Source organism: Chryseobacterium sp. 22543 (assembly GCF_052044565.1).
Classification (GTDB): domain Bacteria; phylum Bacteroidota; class Bacteroidia; order Flavobacteriales; family Weeksellaceae; genus Chryseobacterium.
Map to the genome: position 1 here is coordinate 36348 of NZ_JBQENH010000009.1, position 20474 is coordinate 56821.

Below are 20474 nucleotides of genomic sequence, written 5' to 3' on the forward strand. Positions count from 1 at the left end.
AATTCGTTTTAATGAAGAACAACAGTTTCTTTCTGTTGAATAAAATCCATTACGTGTTCATACTTCTGGTTCAACAATCCTTCAAAATCCCAGTGATAAAAGGCGCGCATATTCTGTCCCTTTCTATAGGCCCTGATATAAATTTTCACATATTCAGGCAGAATAATTGTTCCTAATACGATTGCGGCCAAAAGATGTGCATTGAGCTTACCATTTCCTAACAACAGGTACTGCATGGCTATTTCATCTTCAAAGTTGGTCCCACAACCGGTGATCAGGTGGTGTACATCATGGTTTTCCATTTTGGGGATCATTGAAAAGCCGTGTTTTCTGTAAAATTCACCAAGTTTTCTTCCCAGGGAATCTTCCTGAAATTCCAACAGCTGTTTTTCATTGAACTGCCATTGTCTTTTTTTCTTTTTAAAGTATTTTCTGTATAATTTTTGAGTTTTGTCGTACACAAAAAGCAAAAACTGAATGCGTATTTTTTTCATAGTGTATTTATTTTAATGCAGACTATTAAGCCCTATGGCTGTATAAAGAATTGCAATGGGTATATTGATCAAAAGAATTCCAATAGCTTTCAGACATTCATTCAATCTTGATCTGTATACTAAGCCATAGATCAACAGACCTAGTATTGCCAGTAAGTTCAAATATGTTCCAAAAATTAGCAGCATATATCCTCCTATTGCAAATTCTTCCATCTTTGTTGTCAGGTATCCAATAAGACACATGCTCCCCAACACCACAAACACTGCAAACAGAGACTTCCCGAGGTATAGAATTTCCTGGCCTTTTACCATTTTTTGATTTATTATTTCTGAATCTTTCATCATTTTTTTTAATAAGTAATCCAACCAATTAATTTCCGGCAAACGGACTTCCAAAAATGCCTACAGCAAGCTCCACCCAGATCAACGCAAGAGCCAGCAGAATGAAAATGCAGATCAGAATTCTCTGACTTTGTTTTTTAATTTTGCTTCTAACCATGTTGATTAAAAAAGCTGTTGTAAAGAGTAACGCTCCTGCTATCAGAAAATCTGAAGCTGACCAGTGTACTTCTTTAGAAAATAGATTCCCCAGCAACGGAATACACAGTAAAACCAATGGTAAGGCATAAATTGTGACTGTTTTTTGTTTTTGTGTTATCATTTTATTTAAAATTTAAATTATAAAGTACTTTGTAATTCAAAGTTAATTTTCAAAAAAATATAGGACTAGCGTCCCAATAGTTTTTCAAGAGCATCCAAATGTTCGGTAAATGCCTGTCTTCCACTCTGTGTAACACGATAAGATGTTTTGGGCTTCTTCCCGACAAATTCTTTTTTCACTTCAATATAGCCTGCTTTCTCCAACGCATTGCTGTGACTGGCAAGATTTCCATCTGTAATTTCCAATAAAGCCTTCATTTCTGAAAAATCAACCCAGTCGTTGACCATAAGAACGGACATGATGCCCAGTCTTACACGGCTTTCGAATTCTTTATTGAGTTGATTTATTTTGATCATAATTTTTAATTTTTATTGGGGAAAGCATTGATTTCCGATCGCTCCTCCTCCGTATTGAAAAGCTAAATTTCTGTTTACCAATACATATTCACAACCATCATTATATTTACTTCGGTCAGTCTTTATTTTTTGAAAAATATTAAAAGAAAACATTCCCAAGCCACTTCTTTTAAAACCTATTTTTAAAGGTTCTCCATCTTCTACAGAAATACAGTTTGCTTTATCTAATTTATTTTTCAATACTGCAACCTGGCTTTCGTTCCATCCTACTAAGCCTTTAAGCTTTTCTGTAAATAAAACATTAGAATTTAGATTCCAGTCTTGATAAATCACATTGGACGAATCTTTAGATGTTATCCTTAATCTTTCAAATATTTTATCATTTTTAAATTCTATATCTACAGAATAATTTTTAGGTTTGATTTTGTTATAATAATTTATCAGATCTTTAATTTCAGTTTCTTTTGAATAATATTCATCCTTTAATTCAGATACCGAATAACTTTTATCAAAACTTCCAAAGGCACAACCAATCATTAAAACCGTTACAATAGAACCCATCAAAAATACTCCTCCAATTACAGAAAAAATTATCAGTAGATATTTGAAAAAACTATTCACTTTATTATTTATACTTCTTATGCATAATCAATCCATACACAATATGCAAAACTCCAAAACCAATTGCCCAGAATACTAATCCCCAGCCTAAAATAAATAAAGAAATAAGTCCTAAGACAATCTCAAAATATCCCAGATATTTCACATCCGTTAAGGTATATCTTTCTGCAGCCACCAGAGCCAATCCATAAAAGATCAGAGTAGCCGGAGCTATGAAAACAAAAAGGTGATGATAAAGAAGAGCCAGACAAAAAATCCCTCCTGCCACTAAGGGAACTGCAAAGGTAATCAAAAGTCGTTTTGTAGTAGCATCCCAGATCTTCAAGCCTTTCTTTTTGCTTTTATTGGCGGTAAAAATATAACCACTGAGGATGGCAACAATCAGAATTATGATGCCAATCAGCACAAGCTCTTTCACCAAAGCCGGACCGAGAATATTTCTGTCTCCATCAAAATAGCTGATTCCTTCCCTCTGAAAAACAAAATACACATATATAGCCCCAATAATTGCCGTTAATCCGGCAACAACTCCGGATAACCCACTTAAAGAAATGAATCTGGAAGACCGCTCCATCATGGAACGGATATGGGATAAGTCTTCGTGATAATTTTTTGCCTCCATAAAAAGAACTTTGAATTACAAAGTTATAATTTATTTTGAATCTGCCAATTAATTATTTTAAATTTTATTAATCTTTTTTTCATATCCCATTTCGGCAATTCTTAACTTTAAGAAAATATAATTTAATTGACTTACTATGTCAGAAATACCAATAGACTGTCCGCAGGTACAATTGGAGGAAAATATCCCTCTGAGTGATGAGGAAGTAAAAAAAATTGAAAAAGAGCAAAGAAAACTAGCCCGCATAATGCCTGCCATCCAGGGTGGCTGTTCACTTTTTGGAATCCTGGTGAACCCTGAAGATTATTCTCAATATAAGACCTGAACAAAAGCCGTTGTTATTTATTTAAAGTACAGCAAAACAGCCCTTTCTATCAGGAAATTGTGATGACTCTGCAGCAACTGATATTCGTTTTAACAAAAAGAAAACCCCGCCAAAAGCGAGGTTCTCAGAATATATTAAAATTTGTTGTTTTTATAACGGATTCTGAACAATCAATGGATTAGCGTTGATCTCAGTTCTAGGAATAAGGAATTCCCAACGTAAGTCTGTATTAGCAACGGTCATTACGTTATTGGTAACTACAGAAGAATGGTTCGCTCCTGTTCTATCCAAACCAAGATTCAATCTCTTAAGATCTAAGAACCTGAAACCTTCACCCCAGAATTCCAGCCTTCTGCTGTCAAGAATTTCTGTGATATATGCAGCCCCTGTTGTAGTGGCTCCCGTGTAAGAAATGTTTCTGTTTTTCGCAAATATATTGAAAACAGCTTTAGAACCAGCTTCGTCTCCAGATCTGGCCAAAGCTTCCGCTTCAATAAGATACATTTCTGCAGCTCTCATATAAGGAACATCTACTCTACTGTCTGCCTGACTTGCCGCAAGAAACTTCTGTCCTGTGTATGGGAATTTAGAGTATGTTGAAGGTAAACTTAGTCCAGTATGTGCTCCTGTTGGATCAAAATTCTTAGTCCTAATATCTGTAGATGGGAATGACAGGAATAATTTACTATTAATCGCTTTTGGAGCCTGACGAATATTGGTTGAGTTAAAGTTTCTTGACATATACGCCCCAAAATTTGAAAATGTATCTCCTTGATCTGCTATGATTGTAGCTCCCCACATCCACTCACCAACACCTGCCAAATTATTAAAGCCGGCAGTATAAGTAGCATTATCCATCAATGGAAACCCTGCACGAGCCGACTGAGCAGCCGTTATAGCAGCAGCGTAATTCCCTTGTGTCAATGCAATTCTAGCTCTTAATCCTAAAACCACTTTGTCATTGAAATGTGATTTTGTAGCTCTGGTAACTCCTGCAAGTCTCGTCGCTGCTTCATTAAGATCTTTGTTGATCTGGGTATATACTTCTTCAACTGTGTTTCTTGCTAAAGGTATTTCATTCGCCACTAGTCTGACTGGAACTCCAAGCTGTGTATTATTAGCACCCGGTACATATCTCTTACCATAAATCTGAACCAACATATAATAACAGAAAGCTCTGAAGGCATATGCTTCACCAATTGCTGTTTTAATAGTAGCAGCATCCGCGGCAGTTGGTGCAGGAACTGAAGGGCCATTCGCAATAACCAAATTTGCATTTCTGATCAATGCATAGTAAAACTGGTAAGGATAAAAATCATTGGATCCACTTTCATTCACCTGGTCCTGCCATCTCACTGTTGATACATACCAACCATTTCCTGTAGATGGAAATACAAGATCATCAGCCAAGGCATCCATCATAATCATAATACCTCCCTGACCATTTTGTCCCTGGCTATCATTTTGTCTTGAATACATATCTCTATGCATCCCATTGACAATCGCCATAAGGTTAGCTGCACTTGAATAAGCCGCCTCTTCAGAGGCTGCAGTCGTAGGATCTGTTTCAAGATAATCGCTCTCACACGAAACCATTCCTGTAAAGACTGAAAGGACAACAGCCCATTTTATATATTGCTTTTTGATATTTTTCATTACTTAATTATTTAAAATGACACATTAAATCCTATAGTTACCACTCTCGCCGGAGTATATCTGTTTGATGCAGTACCGTTGGCTGCCTGAGCTGGTTCCAATCCTTTTCTGGCTGTTTTACTCCATAAATTTTCACCAGAAACAAGAATTCTTAATCCTGATACTCCAAGTTGAGATAAAGTTTCCGGAGCAAAGCTATAACTTAATGTAGCCTGTCTCAATGTTATAAAATCTGAGCTCACCAGCCATCTTGATGAATTACCGGCATTTGAACTTGTATATGTTGACGAGTTCAATGCAGGCACATCTGTGATCTGCCCCGGAGTAGTCCATCTATCCAGAATATCTGTACTTAAAGCCCCTCCTTGTGAGTAAGCAGACATTAGTGCGGCATAGTTGGAGTCATAGGTTTTTCCGCCTAACTGATAGGTAAACATTGCTGACAATGACCACTGCTTATAAGTAATCGCTGTTCCAAAACTTCCAAACAAATCAGGAATTGCGGTCCCGGAATAATCATACTTTGCTTTGTTAAAATTGGTCGTCACTTTTTGACCGTTCACGGTTCTGATATCAGCAGCTGTTGTATTAGCAAACGCATCAGCAACAAGAAATAAAGGTGAACCATCCGCCGGATCTACTCCATACCACTGTCTTAACCAATAATCATATATTGAGTGTCCTACAGAAACTTTCTTCGTTCCATTGATGATTTCCGTGATCCCATCAGTAAGTTCTGTAACCTGGTTTTTAAGTGTTGATGCATTCGCATTGATATTCCATGTGAAATTTTGAGTTTTAATAACGTCCGCATTAATACTGAATTCAAATCCACGGTTATACATTGTTCCCACATTTCTACTGATCGTATTATCCGGAACACCTGCAGAAACTGGAAGAGGAACGGGGAAGATCAAATCTTCAGTAACTCTGTTATAGTATTCTACAGATCCTGTAATTCTGTTATTTAAAAAGCCAAAATCAATCCCTACATCAGTTTGCTTATTAGCTTCCCAGGTTATGGTAGGATCTGCTAAGAAACCAAATAAGATTCCAGGTTCCTGAGCATTATTATACCCTAAGGTATAAGTACTTTTGTACATATAATAACTGTCTGTTCTGTCGTTTCCAACTTCACCATATGAACCTCTCAATTTCAGTTCACTGACAAGGTTAGAATTACTTAAGAACTCTTCTCCTTTTAGTCTCCATCCTGCACCAACAGACCAGAATGAATCCCATCTTACATCTTTGGCAAATCTGGATGAGCCATCCCAACGGATAGATCCTGAAAGTAAATATTTTGATTTGTAATCATAATTCAATCTTGAAAACACCCCTTCTTTTCTATAATTGTCTGTACGGGAAGTAAGTGTTGCAGGCGTTACAAAGTTGATCAACTCATCATTATCGTCAACAATCTGGCCTTTTTTATATCCGTACAGATATTCATACATGAATTTATAGCTTTCATGTCCTAAAAGGAATTCAAAATTATGATCGTTGAATTTTCTTTTATAGTTTAAGAGCTGATTCCAGGTAAAAGTCTGCTCCGTAAAGCTATACTTCTCTGCTGAACCTCCCGGAGCTGCATCTCCGATAATTTTATTTCCATAGGTACTTCTTCTGTTATTTCTGATGTCGTACCCTACATTGGTAGATAAAGTAAGATACGGATCTACTTTGATTTCAGCATAGGCTCTGGAAATGATGTAGTAATTTTTAGAAAGATCTTTATTTAAAAGCGTTTCCTGAATGACGTTTCTTCCCGCTGCAGCATCAGCACCTCTGGCACTTCCCGGATCATATACGATGTTCCCTGCACTGTCATAAAGGGTTGCAAATGTATTAGGATCATGAGCATAAGGACTGTAAATAGGCCCCATCGTTCTTGTCCATCTGTATGGGTTGATATAAGCGGAATTATTATCCACACCTTCCACGGAATTGTTTCCATTAGAAGATACTCCACTGATACTTGTTCCTAATTTCAACCAGCTTTTAACTTGTGAATCTACTTTCAATCTTGCTGTAAATCTTTCAAAATCTGATTTGATAAGATATCCTGTTTCATTGGTATATCCTACTGAAGAAAAGTATGTCGTTGTATTACTTCCTCCACTGTAATTCAATTCATAATTCTGTCTGAAACCTGTATTCATCAAAGGTTTTTGCCAGTCTAAATCTGTATATTTAAGTTTAGCATCAGGATTTAAAACACCATTAATAACTAATTGATGAGGGTCAACATTAAATACATTCGTTTTTAGAACACCCGGCCCATATTGTGCGTTTCCAGTAACCAAAACTATCGAAGCATAATTATTAGCATCTGCAAGCCCTAATCCCGGATTAGATGCAAATCTCCCATTTCTGATAGCTTCCCAGATAAGCGGATAATATTGATAAACATTTATTCTGTCATATTCCGGGATTGATCTTCCTACCGCTCCGGTACTCATACTAAAGTTGAAAGCATCTTTTCCTTTTCTACCTGATTTTGTGGTAATCAAAACAACTCCATTAGCGGCTGCAGAACCATACAACGAGGTAGAGGCAGCATCTTTCAGGATATTGAATGAAGCAATATCATTGGGATTGATAGCAGCAAGAGAACCGGTATATATGGTCCCATCTACTACATATAAAGGATTTGTTGTAATACCATAAGAACCTATTCCACGGATTTGAATACTTGGCGAACTTCCCGGCTGTCCTGTACCGGTACTTACTTTAACCCCGGCACTCGCTCCGTCTAAAGCTTGTCCGATACTCGTTATGGGCCGGTCTGCAAATTGTTTAGCTTTTACTTCGGTATTGGAACCTACCATAGTTTCCCTTTTCTGGCTTCCATAAGCTACCACAACGATCTCATCAATCTTAGTATCCTGCGGTATTGTGTCACGTTTTGTTTTTTGAGCCTCCACCAGATGTCCCCCTACAAAGAACAGCACAGCAGTACTCAATATTAATTTCATTTTCATATTTAACATATTTTAACAGTATGAAAGCAAATATATACAATAAAAACTATTGAAAACGCAAAGAAAATGATATTTTAATTAATTAAATTTAATCAATTTAAAATTTTAATCAAAATTTGACTATTTATTAAAAAAATATGTTAAAATTGAGTTAAATAAGTTTATTAAAAAGAAGAAAATGTCGTAAAATAAGTTAAAAACACATCAAATAGAAACCAAAATAACGATTTAATTAACAAAAGAATATTAAAACACCCAAATAATTAAACCAAATCAATTCTACAAATACTAAAGAATAACTTTTGAATAATGCAATATTGAAATACAAAAGACATAAAAAAATCCGGCGAAACAAATGTTTCGCCGGATCATGTATAGATTAGAATCTTATTATTTTTTTTAATAAAGAAGAAATTTATTTCGCTCTCAACTTTTCTTTAATAGACTGAATATTTTTCTTGGCTGAATCTTCCAGGATAAGACTTGCGCTCATATGAATTCTCGCCGGCATCAATTCGTTGAAGTGGTCTGTTCCCTCCCATGACACTTTTTTAATTAATGCTAAAGCTTCACTGTTTCTTGACGCTAAAGTCTGTAAAAAATTCTCCAGTTTCTCATCCATCTCCTGAATAGAATCTGATACGGAATGATAGACATTATGCTGCTCAGCCCATTCAGCAGATCTGAAGTCTGCATCAATAGCCATCGCAGAGAATTGTGACTTTCCGATCTTTCTCTCTACATAAGGTCCTATTACAAAAGGTCCTATTCCAAGATTGATCTCAGTAAGTGCTAAAGCCGAATCTTTCGTTGCAAAACAATAATCTGCTCCACAAGCAATTCCAACTCCTCCGCCAGTTGTTTTTCCCTGAACTCTTACTACTACGATTTTTCCGCAGTTTCTCATAGCATTCAACACTTTTGCAAAACCACCAAAGAATTGTGTGGAAGCTTCCAGTTCTTCAATAGCTAAAAGCTCATCAAAACTTGCTCCTGCGCAGAAAGCTTTTTCACCTGCACTTTTTACTAAAATAGCTTTCACCTCATCTTTCGCTCCCTCTTCAAGAATGGTTTCTGCCAGTTTTTCTAAAATAGCTCCCGGAAGAGAATTGCTTTTGGGTGTTCCGAAACTGATCTCAGCAATATTATTTTTAATTTCTGATGCTACAAATTCGCTCATTTTTATTTTTATTGGATTCTTACAAAAATACGAAATACAGCTCTTTCAGAGAAACTTAAAGATAATAATTTCTATTATAGATATACCATTTATAAGATTCCCCTTACGTAGAAATACGGAATCTATAATTTGGTATTTTCTACTCTAGCACTCCCTTCTTATTAATCGTTCCTTTGGCTTAGAATAATAACCAAAGGCGGAATCTGAAAAGCCCATAACAGAGTAAGAAATTTAAAACTAAATATCATTATTATGGAAGAGTACATTGGAATTGTAAAATTATTTGCAGGAAATTTCGCACCTAGAGGCTGGATGTTTTGCGACGGAAGCTTAATAAGCATTTCAAGAAATTCAGCCCTATTCTCTATTTTAGGAACAACTTACGGAGGAGATGGTATCAGTACTTTTGCGTTACCTAACTTAAAAGGGCGTATGGCCTTAGGAGCAGGAAATGTAAACGCCAACCAGTTCTATCCTTTGGGAGTGGTATCCGGTACTACACAGAATACTCTTTTAACCTCAAATCTTCCTAGCATCGCAGGTGGATTCCAATTGAAAGTAGCTAATAAGAATGCCAACTCATCAACACCTACTGCTACATCATCTATTGCGATCTCAGGAACACAGGTGGGAAGAGATTTCAACGTGGTATCCAGCTTTGTAAATGATTCTAATCCTGATACCGTGATTAACGGACAAAGCATTGCCTTTATAGGACAAAATTTACCGGTGAATAATATGCCTCCTTATCTGGGTTTAAATTATATCATCTGCGTTGAAGGCATTTACCCTCCAAGAGATTAATATTCACAATAACCTAATATTTAAAACAAAAAAAATCATGAAAAGCACTACTTTTTTAACAATTTGTAGTCTGCTCATTTCAATTATCACATTCGGGCAGACCAGTACAGAACAATTTGAAACGGAATCGCACGGAAGTACAAGCTTCACCGACAATGGAGTCATTTTCAATATCATTTCACATGTAAGTGTTTTCGATATTCAAGGAAATTACCCAGGTACAGGCTGGAATGGAACAGCTAATGACAACAGATACATTGACAATTCCAACGATACCCAGTCTCCTCCCTCTTTCAGTATTAAAACAACTTCTAATTTATTTAAAGTAAACCGATTCTGGATGTATCTTTCTGCGTTGAACCTCGATCTCAATGTAGCAGGAACACTAACTGTAACCGGAAAACTCAGCGGAGTCACAAAATTTACCCAAACAAAAACCAGCGGATTTGCGACAAGTTTAGGGAGTACGAACGGATACACCCTGATTGACCTAACTAATTTAAATGGACAAAATTACTCAAACATTGTGATTGATGAGCTGCAGATCACTGCGAACGGGTTATACCGATATGTAGCCATTGATGCTTTCACCTGGGTAAAAGACAGCAATCTGGTATTGGGTACTTCGGAAGCTAAAAGCATTAAAAAAGACTTGACTGTTTATCCTAACCCAACCAACGGACCTATTTCTATCACAACAGAAAAAGCCAGTGAAGCTAAAATCTACAGTCTGGATGGTAAAACGCTGAAAACAGTACAAACTCAGAAGGGAAATAATGAAATCAATATTTCAGAGCTTCCAAAAGGAGTTTATATTATCAAAACAGCAACAGAATCAACCAAAGTTATTAAAAACTAAATTCAGAAAATTTTATATAGTTCCATATCCCATAAAGATTCTAATTCATGAATGACAAAACCCTTAATATTTTTTAAGGGTTTTGTTTTTTCAATGCCAGAATATATTTGTCTATATACAGCTGTTTTTCTTTCGATTTATACTGCTGAATATATCTGGGATGTTCAAGAACAGTCAAGGTATCAAACAGTTTTGCTTCTTTGTTTAGTGTTAAAATAAAGTCAGCATTTTTTTTACCCAGAACAAATACCTCTGACGTATCGAGACTAAGACTGATATGTTTCTTCAAAGATTCGATCATAAAGTCTTTTACAGCTTCAAACAGCTTTTTATCATCATAGTAATTGGCATTAAGCCATCCGTTTTTTGTTTTTCTCACGATAGCCAGCGGAAATGGAGAATTGATATAAATGTCTTTGTAAAAAAGATCTACACCTCCATACTCTTCAATCATATCATACATGAAAACAGAAGAAACTTCATGGGTATGGGCTGATTTCATTTTTATTCCACAAATACTTTCAAGTCTTTTGGTATCTGTAAACGGAACTCCGGTTACCCCTGCTCCATGACGGCTGGGATTGATTCCGATCATAAATTTTCGCTGAGTGGAATCATTATAATACTTGTGATAAAACTTTTGCATCACCGTTAATGTTTCAGGATTATCCAGATAGGGATTCAAAACTTCAAAACCTTCAGGAAGGCTTCCTTTATAACTAAGGTTTTCATTGAATTCAATGATGTGGTCTGCAAAAGTTTTGTTCATATTTAGTTTTTAAGAAAAACAAAATTGTCAGGTTCACTCTCATCTTCATCCTCATCCTCATCACTTAAAGCCAACTCAATATCAATAAACTGAATGTATAAACCACAGATTTCTTCATTGTCATCATAAGCAAAGTAAACAGGATAGCTACCATCGCCAAAACCACTTGCAAACATCGGAATCTGATAACTGGTACCCGGGACCGTCCAATTGATCCAGTCACCTGCTTCCCTCTGATTATTGGGATGTTCTTTATAGCTTTGTGAGAAAAGCTCAGCGAAATAATCATCATAAACATTGTCGACAGCTATTCCATCTACAAATTTATCTACAAAAGGAAGTACTTCTTTATCAGTAATACACCCCAAACCTGCATCTACTCCGAAACCAAAAAAATCATCTTCGGTTACCCCCTCCAATTCTTCAATCCCGACTAATGCTTCTCTGTAAATAACAGGCTTTTCTTTGGTAAATTCAACCTTTACAACAGCATACCTGTCCCCCCAATCTTCAGATTTTACCACGGCAATAGTCACAGGAAAATTCCCCTTCGGAGTCTGAATAAAATAAGGTGATTGCTTTGCATTTAAAGAAACCAAAGGATCTCTTACCACCACTTTTCCGGAAGGAAGAGAAATATTTCCAATTTCCATCGTCTCTAATTTCTTTCCCAGAATTTCATCAGAAGTAAAATACGATTCCAGATCTGTAGGACAAACCAGAATATTTTTCACTTCTTCCCATTTTTGTATCCAGTTTTCGTTCATTATTTTTTATTTTATGAATTGATTTCAGGTTTGAAAGTAATGAATAAATCTAAGTGCATCAAACAGGAAAGATGTTTTAACAAAAGATTATAAAATAAAGCCGCAAATCACGAGGAATTGCAGCTTTATGTATTGTTTTAAGTTAAAAAAAATCTAAGAATCGGCACATATATAACATGCTCTGGCAATATCAGGCCATCTTCCAGGAAGGCAGCAGCTTCCGGGAGGACAAGGATTAAGGACACAAGACCAGTTTGGCCCGGATCCTTTAAGAGATCTCAACTCATGTCTTGAAAGTTTTTTTAAGTTTTTCATAGTGGTCAGTTTTGATGTTTTCTCCTACTCTATATGCTTTTCGGATTTCGCCTATTAAAGTTAGGTATTTTTAAGCAAAAAAAATATAACTAACTGAAATAATGAACATCCTCCTCTATATAAAATAAGCCTATCAATATTCTAAAGGTTTGTAGTTTCTAAAAATTTTATAAAAATCATCATCCTTTCCTTTGAATAGTTTTTCTTCAATAATTTTAAACTTGCCTGTAGAATCTTTTTCTTCCACCACTATTTTATCAGAAACATCTACTCGTGCAAATTCATCCAGAGAATCTTTTTTAATTTTTAGAAATGCGGTTGTGGTAGAGCCTGTTAAAATTACAGAATTGATACAATTTAGTTTTGAATTAAAACTTAGGTTTGGATAATTATCTGAATTTTTGATGTGGATAAAATCTTTATTTTTCGGTTCATATAAAAATAAGGTCATTACAATATTTCCTCCTCTTCCAGCTATTCCGCTTTGGTAAGTCATATCATTGAAGCCATCATTATTAAAGTCACTTATCTGAACGTCTAAACCGGTTACTCCATCTTTGATAAATTTAAAACTGTTCTTTAATTCCCAGGTATGAAATATTGAACCTTTAGTTTCCACCCAGATATCTTTTAGATCATAAAAATTCAAGGTAACAAACACATCACCATTCTTGACATGCCGGAATTTTTCAATCTCGACTTTGGTTTTACCCTTCCGTCCAACATTCAAGCTATCAACAAATTTTTCTTCAGAAAAATAACCTTTTTTATCAGGTTTCGGATTTCCAGAACAGGAAAAAAAGAGTAAAAGTAAAAAAGAACAAAAGACAATAGAAATGTTTAAAGGTTTCATGATTAAAAAAATATTCCTGAATTTATATATTTCCGGTCATATTTGAAATAAAAATCCCTTTCAATTACTGAAAGGGATTTTAAATTTATATTTTCCTGAATTAAATCAATCCAAACTGCTGGAAGTGGTGCGTAAAATGCTTTTTGTGCATCAGTTCCCACATTTCTTTATTCAGTTTTCCGAATACATAATTCATGTGTTCTGCCTGTGGATTTTCTTTGTAATAGATCACAAATTTCTTCAGGTTATCCATGAATGATTGTTTTGCGGCTTCCAGATTTCTGTGTGTTGGTTCCGGAAGTGAGCCATCCTTCGGAAGGAAAGGAGCTGTAAATTCTTTTGGCATTGCTCTATGATTGTAAAGAGAATCCTGCCATTTTTCAAGATTTTCCTCCGGGGTGAAACATTTCTCTGCTTCAGGTTCACCAAAACTTACCAGAAGAGCCTGTTCAAGATGTTCTATCATTTGCTGTGGAGACATTTTTCCCCAAAGCGCAGGAGTGCTTTCTGTTAATCCATTCAACATTTTTTGAACATTTTTCACATTCAGATCAATGAAAGGAGATTGTTTTGCAACCAATGTCAAAATTGTTGCTACACAAACCACCTCATCTCTTTGGTTCACCACTTCAACCAGCCATTTTACAACACCGGAAGGAATGTTTCTTCCTTTTACTCCTCTGTTGATTTTTTCTTTTGCTGTTAAATAAACAGTGATCGTATCTCCAGCATATACAGGTTTGAAGAAACTACATTCTTCTAATCCGTAATTGGCAATAACAGGTCCTTTTTTACCTGAAACGAATAATCCTGCCGCTGCTGAAAGGATGAAATATCCGTGAGCTACAGTTTTATCAAAGATGGTTCCTGATAAACTTGTTGCATCAGTATGAGCATAGAAATGATCCCACGAAACATTGGAAAAGTTAACAATATCTGCATCGGTAACAGTTCTTCCTGCGGTTTCCAAAGAATCTCCTACTTCCACTTCCTCAAAATACTTTTGGAAAGGATGTTTGTCTGAGAATTTTTTCTCTGCTCCCTGCTGGTAGATCTTGGTAATTGCTTTCAGTACATCCGGTGATCCCTGAATAGCTGTTTTCTGTAAGAAGAAATGAAGACCGCTTAGTCCGCCCATTTCCTCACCACCTCCAGCTCTACCAGGACCTCCGTGCATTAATGTAGGAAGTGGAGAACCGTGGCCTGTACTTTCTTTGGCGTTATCCCTGTTCAGCACAAAGATTCTTCCGTGTTGGGAAGCCATTTTCCAAGAGGTTTCTGCGATAAAATTCTCGTCATGAGAAATGATTGAACCTACCAAACTTCCTTTTCCTCTTTTTGCCAACGCAGCTGCTTCTTCAGCATCTTTATACGGCATCAATGTAGATACCGGCCCGAAAGCTTCTACATCGTGAGAGATATTTTTTTCAAAAGGCTTGTCGTTCAGGAATAGTTTCGGGCTCATAAATGCACCGTTTTCATAATTGGCATCTACCAGCTCGTGTTTTCCGTCATAGACAAGTTCTGTTTCTGATTTTAAAATATTTACTTTTCTCAGAACTTCTTCGTACTGCTGTCTTCCCACCAAAGATCCCATTTTGGTTTCTCTGCTTAATGGATTTCCGATTTTAGTCTGATCCAAAGCTTTAGACAAAGCATTCTGAACGTCACCGATTAAATGTTCCGGAACGATAATTCTTCTGATCGCTGTACATTTCTGTCCTGCTTTTGTGGTCATTTCGTTACGAACTTCTTTGATGAATAAGTCAAATTCCGGAGTTCCCGGTTTTGCTTCCAGTCCAAGGATAGAACAGTTCAGGGAATCTGCTTCCATATTGAAACGGACTGCATTTCCTGCAATAGAAGGAAGAGATTTTAATTTTCTACCTGTATGGGCAGAACCTGTAAATAATACAGAGTCTCCATCCTGTACATAATCCAAAATATTTCCTGGTTCTCCACAAACTAACTGAACAGCTCCTTCAGGTAATACTCCACTTTCAATCATATCCTGAAATACCGCATTGGTAAGATAAGATCCGAAAGGAGATGGCTTCACAATAGAAGGAACACCTGCCAATAAGGAAGTAGAAAGCTTTTCCAGCATTCCCCATACCGGAAAGTTATAGGCATTGATTTGTACAGAAACACCTTCACTAGGTGTTAAAATATGAGTTCCCAAGAAAGTTCCGTTAGCTGAAATTTTCTGAGTATCTCCATCTACCCAAAATGATGTATTGGGAAGCATTCTTTTTGCCAATCCGGAATAGGTAAAGAAAGTTCCGAAACCTCCTTCAATATCCACCCATGAATCTACATGTGTAGCTCCTGTTTTATATGATAAGTCGTAATATTTTTTCTTTCTTTCCAGCAGGTAAAGTGCTACTTTTTTCAACATTTCACCACGGTCGTAGAAAGTCATTGAAGAAAGGTTTTTGTATCCTACTGTTCTTCCATAGTCAAGAGCCTGCTCAAAATTAAGCCCTTCGGTATCGGAAACAGCTACCTGCTCTCCTGTAACGGCATTGTACAAAGGAACTCCGTTTCCGGTACCTTCTACCCATTCTCCGTAGATATAGTTTTTTAACTTTTCCATAAAATATTTAATTTATCAATGTAATGGTGTAATAGTTTACCAGTGAGGTGCTTCGACTACGCTCAGCATGACAAGTGTGACTATTACAGCTTACATTGTCATATTATTAGATTTATTATTTATTTCGGTTCCTGATAAGGAAACATCTTCACCAATCCTTCATATAAACTTCTATGAAGAATGGTTGCGTGATTATCTGTTTCCATCATTTTATATTCCAACGTCCAGTTTTTCTTTCCTGCTTTTTTCAAAACATCATAGAAAGCTTCGGCATCTTTTACCATCACCGGATGTTCTCCTTTCCCTACAGACACATAGACAAACTTTTTAGTATCCGGAGATTTTGAAAGTAATTGTGGAGCTTGTTTTAAAAGGCTTTCGTCATCCCACCACAAACTTGGGCTAATGATAAAGTAGTTGTTGAACATTTCCGGTTTTTTCAAAAGGATTTCTGTGGCCAAAAGCCCTCCTAAAGATTGGCCAAAAAGGTATTTCTCTGTGGTTTTGAACTGACTTTCCACATAAGGTTTTAATTCTTTTTCAACAAATGCAATAAACTTATCTGAGTGTCCTGTTGTAGGATAATCTTTCTGTAAGTCCTTCAAATCTGTATGAAAAGTAAAATCTCTTTTTCTGTCTACATTAGCAACTCCCACCACGATGGTTTCCGGCATGGAATACATCTGATTAAAGAATTGTACTAATCCTGTCACGTGAATAAAATCTTCATTCATACTTCCATCCAACAGATAGATCACCGGGTATGATTTTGTTTTATCATAGCCTTGTGGAAGATAAATATTCAACGTTCTGTCTTCATTTAACGTTTTGGACTTGATCGTCCTCACTTCTCCGATTGTAAGCGGTTTTGTTGTAACAGTCTGTGCTGATACCACACCATTCATCGCCAACACCATGCTGCATATAAGTGCAATTTTTTTAATCATATTTAATTTTAAATGGTCATTATTTTATATCATCCCAAATGCTGTAATCAACAATTTTCGTTGGAATCTGCTGAACATATTCAGTAAAAGGCTCACAAGGCAGAATAGCTTCTTTTCCTTCTCTTGCCAACTCCTGATAAAGTTTTGTTCCTTCTGTTTTCCAGTGTATCATTTCGTCGGAAACGTCACGGATAATTTTTGCAGGGCTTCCAACGATCAGTTTCCTTGGTTCACATCTGAAATTAGCCGGTACAAAAGCCAATGCTCCCACGATACTCTCATCACCGATATAGGCTTTGTCCATCACAACGGAATTCATTCCAATCAGACAATTTTTTCCAATGTGACCAGAATGAATAATTGCTCCATGTCCGATATGGGCAGACTCTTCTAAAATGGTTTCTATATTCGGGAAAACATGAAGGGTACAATTTTCCTGTACGTTGGCTCCATCTTTAATGATAATTTTTCCCCAGTCGCCACGGATCACCGCATTGGGACCAATATATACTTCTTCTCCTATTTCTACGTTCCCGATAATGACTGCCTGCGGATGAATGTAAGCAGATGGTTTTATAATGGGACGAATCCCATGGTATGAGTAGATGTTCATATTTGTTAAAGATCAGATAGTAGATTTCAGATGTCAGACATTTTTCCTGACTCTATATCTTTTATCTTTTTTAATTGATTACACTTTTTCGATTACCATTGCATATCCCTGTCCGACACCGATACAAAGGGTACACAAAGCATATTTTTTATCCTGCTTCTGAAGCTCTATTGCGGCAGAACCTACAATTCTGGCTCCGGAAACTCCCAGTGGGTGGCCAATCGCAATAGCACCTCCGTTCGGGTTTATTCTTGAATCATCATCTTTCAACCCTAAGCTTCTGGTTACAGCCAGCGCCTGTGCAGCAAATGCTTCGTTGAGCTCGATGATATCCATATCTTCAAGAGAAAGATTTAATCTTTTCAATACTTTTTGAGCTGCTTCTACAGGACCAATTCCCATAATTCTTGGTTCAACACCTGCTACGGAAGATCCCAGAATTTTTGCTTTTGGTTTTAAACCATATTTTTTAACGGCTTCTTCGCTTGCTAGAATCAAAGCAGCGGCTCCGTCATTCATTCCTGAAGCGTTACCAGCAGTTACCGTTCCTTCTTTTCTGAAAGCCGGACGAAGTTTTGTCAGCCCTTCCATAGAAGACGTCGGCTTGATAAATTCATCTTTTTCGAAAACAACAGGATCCCCTTTTCTCTGAGGAATTTCAACTTTTACAATTTCTTCTGCAAGCCTTCCGCTTTCCTGAGCTTTCGTTGCTTTCTGCTGAGACCAAAGGGCAAATTTATCCTGATCTTCTCTGCTGATCTGGTGGATATCTGCTAAGTTTTCAGCAGTTTCTCCCATTCCGTCAACTCCGTACAATTCTTTCATTTTAGGGTTGATGAAACGCCATCCGAAAGTGGTATCAAACATCTGGCTGTCTCTTCCGAAAGCAGCACTTGGTTTTGACATCACATAAGGAGAACGCGTCATATGCTCGACTCCTCCTGCAATATAAATTTCCCCTTCTCCTGCAGCAATGGAGCGGAATGCATTTGCTACAGCAGACATTCCGGAAGCACATAGTCTGTTAACAGTCTCTCCTCCGATTTTATAAGGAAGACCAGCCAGTAAAAGTCCCATTCTTGCAACGTTTCTGTTATCTTCTCCCGCCTGATTGGCACATCCGAAAATAACGTCTTCAATTTCCCCTACAGGAACTTCAGGATTTCTAGCAACCACTTCTTTGATCACAATAGCTGCCAGATCATCTGCTCTTACTTCTGATAATCCTCCCTGCAGTTTTGAGATGGGAGTTCTGACATAGTCTATGATGTATACGTTGTTCATAATTTTACTTTGAAAATAGGATAATGGATAATTTGAAAATTATACGCTATCTTTTTTATTTATTTGTTTTTATTTCTTAGTTCTAAAACCTGTTTTAAAGTATAGGGTTCATATTTGAAGTCCTTCCCATACATTCTTTGGACGCTTTCTTCAAAGGTGGAATCAAACCCTGCTTCTTTTCTTCTTTTATTTACATTTTTAAGATCTTTGACTGGCCATACAAAATTGACAAAGATTTGTTTTCCGTCTTTATCTTTTGTCATTTCACCTTTTCCCTGCGTTCCATAGATCTGTTCTTTGTCCTCCTGCATCAGATATCTATCTTCCATCATGGCAACCCATGTGAACGGAATTTCTTTCTTTTTCCCAGCTTCCTTAATGAGAGGCAGATATTTTCCAATTTTGGTTGAATGCTGAATTACATACCAAGCTGCCTGATTCGTAGGTTCTCCAACCAGTGTTTTTCCGGGATAACCATATTGAGCAATAATAGTTTCTATCTTCTGCATGTTCAGACTATCATGCTCTGCCACCAGCTGCCAGCTTTTCTTTTTGAACTCTTCCTTGTCAATATTCAGATCTTTCAGCAGCTGTTCTTTTTTCTCCGGAGTTATCTCGGTATCAAAAAGCATTCTGTATCCCTGATCCACTTTCATGATGCCATCAAGTTCTTTTTTTAAAGTTTCATTTACTTTCTGCTGAGCATTGATCAAAAGGGTTGAAATCCCGAAAAGCAATGCAATTATTTTTCTCATTTTGTTTAATTTGGTGTCTGGTTTTAGTTTTTATAAATCAGTTACTTTCTTCCCGATTTTGTAGACCGTTCCTACAAATTTTGCAACCAGCTCCTGATTTTGATTGGTAATCTGAATGTCATAAACGGCTGTTTTTCTCGTGTCATTCACCAACACACTTTCTGCTCTGAAAACATCACCTTCTTTTCCTGCTTTGGTAAAATTGATGATACAGTTCAGTGCTACAGCAGCATCTCCGGTATTGTTGGATGAAAATGCCAGCGCAGAGTCTGCAAAAGCAAAGGTAACGCCGCCATGAACAGTTTTAAGCCCGTTAATCATGTCTTTTTTGATGGGCATTTCTATTAAACAGTAATTTTTTTTTACTTCAATCATCTTGATATTCATCCATTGGGAAAAATAATCCTGATTGAACATATAATCTGCTACTTGTCTTGGATTCATTTCTGTTAATTATATGTTTGTTATTTCTTCATACAGCTCATCGGATAATCTGTCATAAACACCCATCGTTTTACCCAGAATGATTTGCTCATATGTAAGATTTTCTGAGTCTGATGTATTTTCAGAGGGATATGATTCGTTTAAATCAATTCCATTTTCAATAGCTAATCTTTTAATCAGCTCCTTATATTTTTCATTAAACTTTCCTAACAGCTCAAGCCTTTCCTCAGCATTTACAGAGGAGGCTTCCTGAGTTAAGTATTGTTTCTCAATTAAAAGCCTGGTTTCTAGCTCAGCTCTGAATTCTTCTATATTCATGAAAATAATTATATTTTCTTTTTATTTCATTAAACATCTTTTGCTGGCATCTTTTAAATAACGTTTACCATCTTTATCGAATCCCCAGACATTGGATATCTCTCTTAATAGAAACAAATCATAATCTCTTTTGTGAATTTTGATTTTGTTTAATCTTCTCAGTTTCCGATTAGCATTTCTTTTATTTTCCTTTTCTGTCACAGCAGTTGTAATTCCTGTTATGGGCGTTTTTCTCCTTGACCTACTCATAA

Annotated in this window: 24 protein-coding genes; 3 read left to right on the forward strand and 21 right to left on the reverse strand. The window is 36.5% G+C overall.

Features of this window, described 5'->3' with window-relative positions; translation table 11 throughout:
* Window positions 1-8: 8 nt before the first annotated feature.
* The 6 genes from ACTJIP_RS22060 to ACTJIP_RS22085 form a co-directional block, all read right to left on the reverse strand.
* Window positions 9-494: a Coq4 family protein gene (locus ACTJIP_RS22060; RefSeq protein WP_180565109.1), complete on the reverse strand. Its 486-nt coding sequence runs from the start codon at window positions 492-494 to the stop codon at window positions 9-11.
* A 12-nt stretch (window positions 495-506) separates the two neighbouring features.
* The gene (locus ACTJIP_RS22065; RefSeq protein ID WP_077413727.1) at window positions 507-839 is read right to left on the reverse strand and encodes a hypothetical protein; all 333 of its coding nucleotides are present in this window, start codon (window positions 837-839) and stop codon (window positions 507-509) included.
* 25 nt (window positions 840-864) lie between these two features.
* A complete protein-coding gene (locus ACTJIP_RS22070; RefSeq protein ID WP_428168068.1) occupies window positions 865-1155 on the reverse strand; it encodes a hypothetical protein in 291 nt (96 codons plus the stop codon).
* A 65-nt stretch (window positions 1156-1220) separates the two neighbouring features.
* Complete coding sequence (locus ACTJIP_RS22075; RefSeq protein WP_077413729.1) at window positions 1221-1511, reverse strand: winged helix-turn-helix domain-containing protein; 291 nt, start codon at window positions 1509-1511, stop codon at window positions 1221-1223.
* Between the two features lie 12 nt (window positions 1512-1523).
* The gene (locus ACTJIP_RS22080) at window positions 1524-2132 is read right to left on the reverse strand and encodes a hypothetical protein (RefSeq protein ID WP_440705103.1); all 609 of its coding nucleotides are present in this window, start codon (window positions 2130-2132) and stop codon (window positions 1524-1526) included.
* A 4-nt stretch (window positions 2133-2136) separates the two neighbouring features.
* On the reverse strand, window positions 2137-2754 hold the full coding sequence (locus ACTJIP_RS22085) for a hypothetical protein (RefSeq protein WP_440705104.1): 618 nt from the start codon (window positions 2752-2754) through the stop codon (window positions 2137-2139).
* A gap of 136 nt (window positions 2755-2890) precedes the next feature.
* Between ACTJIP_RS22085 and ACTJIP_RS22090 the strand changes: the two genes are divergently transcribed.
* Entirely contained in the window at window positions 2891-3079 is a 189-nt protein-coding gene (locus tag ACTJIP_RS22090) for a hypothetical protein (protein ID WP_077413732.1), read from the forward strand.
* Between the two features lie 150 nt (window positions 3080-3229).
* Here the strand turns inward: ACTJIP_RS22090 and ACTJIP_RS22095 are convergent, their stop codons facing one another.
* The 3 genes from ACTJIP_RS22095 to ACTJIP_RS22105 all read right to left on the reverse strand — a co-directional run bounded on the left by ACTJIP_RS22095 (window position 3230) and on the right by ACTJIP_RS22105 (window position 8899).
* A complete protein-coding gene (locus ACTJIP_RS22095) occupies window positions 3230-4735 on the reverse strand; it encodes a RagB/SusD family nutrient uptake outer membrane protein (protein WP_077413733.1) in 1506 nt (501 codons plus the stop codon).
* A gap of 11 nt (window positions 4736-4746) precedes the next feature.
* Window positions 4747-7719 carry a SusC/RagA family TonB-linked outer membrane protein gene (locus tag ACTJIP_RS22100; protein WP_440705105.1) on the reverse strand — a complete coding sequence of 991 codons (2973 nt, stop codon included), beginning with the start codon at window positions 7717-7719 and terminating at the stop codon, window positions 4747-4749.
* Between the two features lie 415 nt (window positions 7720-8134).
* Window positions 8135-8899 carry an enoyl-CoA hydratase/isomerase family protein gene (locus tag ACTJIP_RS22105; RefSeq protein WP_180565102.1) on the reverse strand — a complete coding sequence of 255 codons (765 nt, stop codon included), beginning with the start codon at window positions 8897-8899 and terminating at the stop codon, window positions 8135-8137.
* 252 nt (window positions 8900-9151) lie between these two features.
* On the opposite strand from ACTJIP_RS22105, the gene ACTJIP_RS22110 reads away from it, so the two are divergent.
* Window positions 9152-9703, forward strand: a complete 552-nt coding sequence (locus ACTJIP_RS22110; protein ID WP_077413735.1) for a phage tail protein — start codon at window positions 9152-9154, stop codon at window positions 9701-9703.
* 37 nt (window positions 9704-9740) lie between these two features.
* Window positions 9741-10562, forward strand: coding sequence for a T9SS type A sorting domain-containing protein (locus tag ACTJIP_RS22115; RefSeq protein ID WP_077413736.1), 822 nt, complete (start codon window positions 9741-9743; stop codon window positions 10560-10562).
* A gap of 73 nt (window positions 10563-10635) precedes the next feature.
* On the opposite strand, the gene ACTJIP_RS22120 is transcribed toward ACTJIP_RS22115, so the two are convergent.
* The 12 genes from ACTJIP_RS22120 to ACTJIP_RS22175 form a co-directional block, all read right to left on the reverse strand.
* Window positions 10636-11331, reverse strand: a complete 696-nt coding sequence (locus ACTJIP_RS22120; RefSeq protein ID WP_077413737.1) for an SMUG2 DNA glycosylase family protein — start codon at window positions 11329-11331, stop codon at window positions 10636-10638.
* A 2-nt stretch (window positions 11332-11333) separates the two neighbouring features.
* Window positions 11334-12098: a DUF4241 domain-containing protein gene (locus tag ACTJIP_RS22125; protein ID WP_077413738.1), complete on the reverse strand. Its 765-nt coding sequence runs from the start codon at window positions 12096-12098 to the stop codon at window positions 11334-11336.
* A gap of 153 nt (window positions 12099-12251) precedes the next feature.
* Window positions 12252-12413: a bacteriocin-like protein gene (locus ACTJIP_RS22130; protein WP_156118866.1), complete on the reverse strand. Its 162-nt coding sequence runs from the start codon at window positions 12411-12413 to the stop codon at window positions 12252-12254.
* A 133-nt stretch (window positions 12414-12546) separates the two neighbouring features.
* Window positions 12547-13266, reverse strand: coding sequence for an XAC2610-related protein (locus ACTJIP_RS22135; RefSeq protein WP_077413739.1), 720 nt, complete (start codon window positions 13264-13266; stop codon window positions 12547-12549).
* Between the two features lie 100 nt (window positions 13267-13366).
* Window positions 13367-15862, reverse strand: a complete 2496-nt coding sequence (gene paaZ / locus ACTJIP_RS22140; protein ID WP_077413740.1) for a phenylacetic acid degradation bifunctional protein PaaZ — start codon at window positions 15860-15862, stop codon at window positions 13367-13369.
* A 119-nt stretch (window positions 15863-15981) separates the two neighbouring features.
* Window positions 15982-16809, reverse strand: coding sequence for an alpha/beta hydrolase (locus tag ACTJIP_RS22145; RefSeq protein WP_219072154.1), 828 nt, complete (start codon window positions 16807-16809; stop codon window positions 15982-15984).
* A 19-nt stretch (window positions 16810-16828) separates the two neighbouring features.
* Complete coding sequence (locus tag ACTJIP_RS22150) at window positions 16829-17422, reverse strand: acyltransferase (RefSeq protein WP_077413742.1); 594 nt, start codon at window positions 17420-17422, stop codon at window positions 16829-16831.
* 78 nt (window positions 17423-17500) lie between these two features.
* Window positions 17501-18706 (reverse strand): 3-oxoadipyl-CoA thiolase, encoded by a 1206-nt coding sequence (gene pcaF, locus ACTJIP_RS22155; RefSeq protein WP_077413743.1) that lies wholly within the window; start codon window positions 18704-18706, stop codon window positions 17501-17503.
* Between the two features lie 59 nt (window positions 18707-18765).
* Window positions 18766-19461: a DUF6624 domain-containing protein gene (locus tag ACTJIP_RS22160; RefSeq protein WP_440705106.1), complete on the reverse strand. Its 696-nt coding sequence runs from the start codon at window positions 19459-19461 to the stop codon at window positions 18766-18768.
* Window positions 19462-19491: 30 nt separating this feature from the next.
* Window positions 19492-19905, reverse strand: a complete 414-nt coding sequence (locus ACTJIP_RS22165) for a PaaI family thioesterase (protein ID WP_440705107.1) — start codon at window positions 19903-19905, stop codon at window positions 19492-19494.
* Between the two features lie 9 nt (window positions 19906-19914).
* Window positions 19915-20223 (reverse strand): hypothetical protein, encoded by a 309-nt coding sequence (locus ACTJIP_RS22170; protein WP_077413746.1) that lies wholly within the window; start codon window positions 20221-20223, stop codon window positions 19915-19917.
* 21 nt (window positions 20224-20244) lie between these two features.
* Window positions 20245-20472 carry a hypothetical protein gene (locus tag ACTJIP_RS22175; RefSeq protein WP_077413747.1) on the reverse strand — a complete coding sequence of 76 codons (228 nt, stop codon included), beginning with the start codon at window positions 20470-20472 and terminating at the stop codon, window positions 20245-20247.
* Window positions 20473-20474 lie beyond the last annotated feature (2 nt).